At 63.5% G+C, this 4,435-nt stretch carries 2 protein-coding genes; both read left to right on the top strand.

Going from position 1 to position 4,435, the window contains the following annotated elements:
* The first annotated feature begins 33 nt into the window (after positions 1-33).
* Entirely contained in the window at positions 34-1,140 is a 1,107-nt protein-coding gene (locus FEM54_RS25580) for an efflux RND transporter periplasmic adaptor subunit (RefSeq protein ID WP_138453556.1), read from the top strand.
* Positions 1,141-1,142: 2 nt separating this feature from the next.
* Positions 1,143-4,226 (top strand): efflux RND transporter permease subunit, encoded by a 3,084-nt coding sequence (locus FEM54_RS25585; protein ID WP_138453557.1) that lies wholly within the window; start codon positions 1,143-1,145, stop codon positions 4,224-4,226.
* Positions 4,227-4,435: the final 209 nt, after the last annotated feature.

The following is a 4,435-nucleotide window of genomic DNA, read 5'->3' on the forward strand; positions in this document are numbered from 1 at the left end:
TTTTTTATCCATTGGCCACCCCTGGAGCCCGCCATGCACCCTCTTCCCCTGCGTCTTCTCACGCCCCTGGCCCTGTTGATTATCCTCAGCGGCTGCAACAGCAAGGCCGACACCGCTGCTGAAGTGCCGCTGCCGCGTCCCGTTCTGGCCGCCAAGGTAGAAGCCGCCGGCACCCAGCAAAGCGCCTACACCGGCGTGGTCGCGGCGCGCACCGAAAGCGATTTGGGCTTCCGGGTCAGCGGCAAAGTCATCGAACGCAAGGTCGACCCCGGCCAGCACGTCGCCCGTGGTGACACCTTGCTGGTGCTGGACATCGGCGACTTCGAACTGGCCCTGCGCTCGGCCAAAAACCGCGTCAACGCTGCCCAGGCGCAATTGCGCCAGCGCCGTGATGACGAAAACCGTTACCAGCGCCTGGCCAGCACCGGCGCCGTGTCGCGGCAGATCTTCGACCAGTCGGCGACCAACCTGCGCGTGGCCGAAGCCGAACTGGCCGCGGCGCAATCGGATGCCAGCCAGATCGAAAACCGCCGCACTTACTCGGTGCTCAAGGCCGACGGCGACGGCATCATCACCGATGTGCGCGTGGATCGCGGCCAAGTGGTCGCCGAAGGCCAGATCGTGGCGCGCCTGGCCCACGACGGCGCCCGCGAAGCCATCGTCAACCTGCCGGAAAACCAGCGCGACCGAGCCGCGCAAAAAGCCCTGGCCTTCCCGTTCGGCGCACAGGACCAGGCCGTGACGGCCACCCTGCGCGAGCTGTCGGCGAGCGCCGACCCCACCACTCGCACCTACCGCGCACGCTACGTGCTGCATGGCGCCGTCGACCGTTTCGCCCTCGGCTCCACCATCACCGTGCGCCTGCAAGGCAATGGCCAGGCCCAGCAAACCCGCGTGCCCATCGGCGCGTTGCAGGATGCGGGGCAAGGCACCGGCGTGTGGGTGATTGGCGCGGACGACAAGGTCAGCTTCGCCCCCGTCAAAGTCGCCAGCCTTGGCCAGGAAGACGCGCTGCTCGACAGCGGCGTAACGCCCGGCCAAATCGTCGTCGCCCTCGGCGCGCACTTGCTGCACAGCGGCGACACGGTGCGCCTGCTGCCGGCCCAGGCACTGGCCCTCAACCGTAAACAGGACCACTGAGCATGCGCGGCATCAACCTCTCCGAACTGGCGGTAAAGCACCGCGCCGTCACGCTGTTTCTGATCATTGCGATCCTCGCCGCCGGGATCTTCTCGTTCGGCAAGCTGGGGCGCGCTGAAGACCCGTCGTTTACCGTCAAGGTCATGACCATCACCGCCGCCTGGCCCGGCGCCACCGCCCAGGAGATGCAGGAGCAAGTCGCCGACCGCCTGGAAAAACGCCTGCAGGAACTGGACTACTACGACCGCGTTGAGACCATCGCCCAGCCGGGTTTTGTGTCGATGCGCATGACCTACAAGGAATCCACGCGCCCCAGTGAGATCCAGGACCTGTTCTACCAGACCCGCAAAAAGCTCAGCGACGAAGCGGCGAAACTGCCCAAAGGCGTGATCGGGCCGTTCTTCAATGACGAATATTCCGATGTGTATTTCGCCCTGTATGCGCTGGAAGCCGAGCACCTGCCCCATCGCCAGCAAGTGCAGATGGCCGAAGACTTGCGCCAGGGCTTGCTCAACCTGCCGGGCGTGAAGAAGGTCAATATCCTCGGCGAGCAGGCGCAGCGGATATTTGTCGAGTTCTCTTATGAGCGCCTGGCCACGCTGGGCATCAAGCCGGACCAGATCTTCGCCGCCCTCGCCGCACAGAACGCCGTGGCGCCGTCGGGCTTTGTCGAAACCGCTGGCGCGCGTGCCTATATTCGCATCGACGGCGCCTTCGACAGCCTGGCGCTGATCGAAAACGTACCGCTGGAAGTCAACGGCCGCGTACTGCGCATTGCCGATGTGGCCAGCGTGAGCCGTGGTTATGAAGACCCGCCCAGCTATCGCATCCGCCATCAGGGCGACCCGGCGCTGATGCTTGGCGTGATCATGGAGAAGCACTGGAACGGCCTGGAACTGGACAAAAGCCTCAAGGCCCAGGAAGCCAGAATCCAGGCGGACCTGCCGCTGGGCGTGAACTTCGCCAAGGTCTCCGACCAGGCGAAAAACATCAGCCTGGCGGTGAATGAGTTCATGCTCAAATTCTTCGTCGCCCTGGCCGTAGTGATGGTAATCAGCCTGTTGGCCCTGGGCTTTCGCGTCGGGCTGGTGGTGGCCGCCGCGGTGCCGCTGACCTTGTCGGTGGTGTTTGTGATCATGCTGCTCACCGGGCGTGAATTTGACCGCATTACCTTGGGCGCGCTGATTATTTCCCTGGGTTTGCTGGTGGACGATGCGATCATCGCCATCGAGATGATGGTGGTAAAACTCGAAGAAGGGTTTGACCGGATTCACGCCGCCACGTTTGCCTGGAGTTCCACCGCGGCGCCGATGCTCACCGGCACCTTGGTGACCATCATCGGCTTTCTGCCGGTGGGCTTTGCGCGCTCCGGCGCCGGCGAATATGCCGGCAATATCTTCTGGATCGTCGGCTTTGCGCTGATCTCGTCCTGGCTGGTGGCCGTGGTGTTCACGCCGTACCTGGGCGTGAAGTTGCTGCCGCAGATCAAACCGGTGCCAGGCGGCCATGACGCCATTTACGCCGGCCGGTATTACCAGAAACTGCGCAGCCTGGTCGAAGCCTGTGTGCGCCAACGCTGGCTGGTCACCGGCCTGGTGGTCGGCGCCTTTGTGCTCTGCGTGCTGGGCATAGGCGTGGTGAAGAAGCAATTTTTCCCCAACTCCGACCGTTCCGAGCTGATCCTTGAGGTGTATATGCCGCCCGGCAGCGCCTTCAAAAGCACCGAAGCGGTGGCGGCGCAGCTGGAAAAAGCCTTGCTGCAAGAACCGCAAACCAGCCTGGTCGACACCTATGTGGGCGGCGGTGCGCCACGCTTTTTCCTTTCGCTGAACCCCGAACTGCCCGACCCGGCCTTTGCCAAACTGATTGTGCAAACCCCGGACTCCCATGCCCGTGACGCATTGAAAGTGCGCATGCGTGAACGCATTGCCGCCGGTGAATTCCCGGCAGCGCGGGTACGCGTCACGCAATTGCTGTTCGGCCCGCCGGTGCCGTTCCCGGTGGTGTTTCGTGTGTCCGGGCCGAACCTGGATGTGCTGCGCGGGGTGTCCGAAGACGTGCGCCGCGTCGTGGCGGCCAACACGTTGACCAGGGACGCTTTCCTCGACTGGGGCGAACGCACCAGCGGTTATCGGCTGGTGCTGGACCAGGACCGCCTGCGCCTGCTGGGCTTCACGCCCAACGAGGTCAAATCCCAGCTCAACGCCTTGCTCAGCGGCAACCCGATCACCGAAGTGCGCGAAGGCAACCGCACCGTGTCGGTGGTCGCGCGTGCCCAGGGCAACCAGCGCGAGAACCTCGGCAACCTCAACAACATGACCCTCACCAACAGCGCCGGCACCTCGGTGCCGCTGGCCCAGGTCGGGCACTTCCAGGCGGTGATGGAAGAGCCGATCCTCAAGCGGCGCAACCGTGCAAGCACCGTGGAAGTGCGCGCCGACATCATCGACGGCGTGCAACCGCCCGACGTGGAAATGGCCGTGTACAAAGACCTGCAACCCTTGATCGCCAAGCTGCCCGCCGGTTACCAGATCGAGATCGGCGGCCCGGTGGAAGAAAGCGCCAAGGCCAACGTGGCGCTGGCGGCACTGTTCCCGATCATGATTTTGCTGACCCTCACGGTGATCATGTTCCAGGTGCGTTCGTTCGGCGTGATGTTCATGGTCTTCGCCACTGCGCCGCTCGGCTTGATTGGCGCGGTGCCGACCCTGCTGCTGTTCAACCAGCCGTTCGGGTTCAACGCGATTCTGGGCCTGATCGGCATCGGCGGCATTCTGATGCGCAACACGCTGATCTTTACCGACCAGATCCGCCAGAACCAGGACCATGGCATGGCGGTGCGCGAGGCGATTATCGAAGCCACCGTGCGCCGGGCGCGGCCGGTGATCCTGACCGCATTGGCGGCGGCGCTGGCGTTTATTCCGTTGACGCTGTCGGTGTTCTGGTCGTCCCTGGCCTACGTGCTGATTGGCGGGGTGCTGGTAGGCACCGTGTTGACGCTGTTGTTCCTGCCGGCGCTGTGCAGCCTGGTGCTTGGGCGGGAGCGCACGAAGGCCGTTGAAACTTCCCACGTAAACGCCGGATAAGCTCTACAGAGTTGTCCTGAAAATCTCTGCAAAGTCCTTCGCCTGATCACACAGTGCGAGGGATTGCAGATGGTTTTTCCGACTTATAGGGTTGTCTTTTGATCGCCGCCACCGGTCAGACCATTGGCCTGCTGGTGCTGGCGGCCATGGATTCAAAGACGCGGGACGTTGAGTCCGTTCTCGGCGATTTCAGACGCTGCCTCAATACC

This window comes from Pseudomonas edaphica (genome assembly GCF_005863185.1).
Classification (GTDB): Bacteria; Pseudomonadota; Gammaproteobacteria; order Pseudomonadales; family Pseudomonadaceae; genus Aquipseudomonas; species Aquipseudomonas edaphica.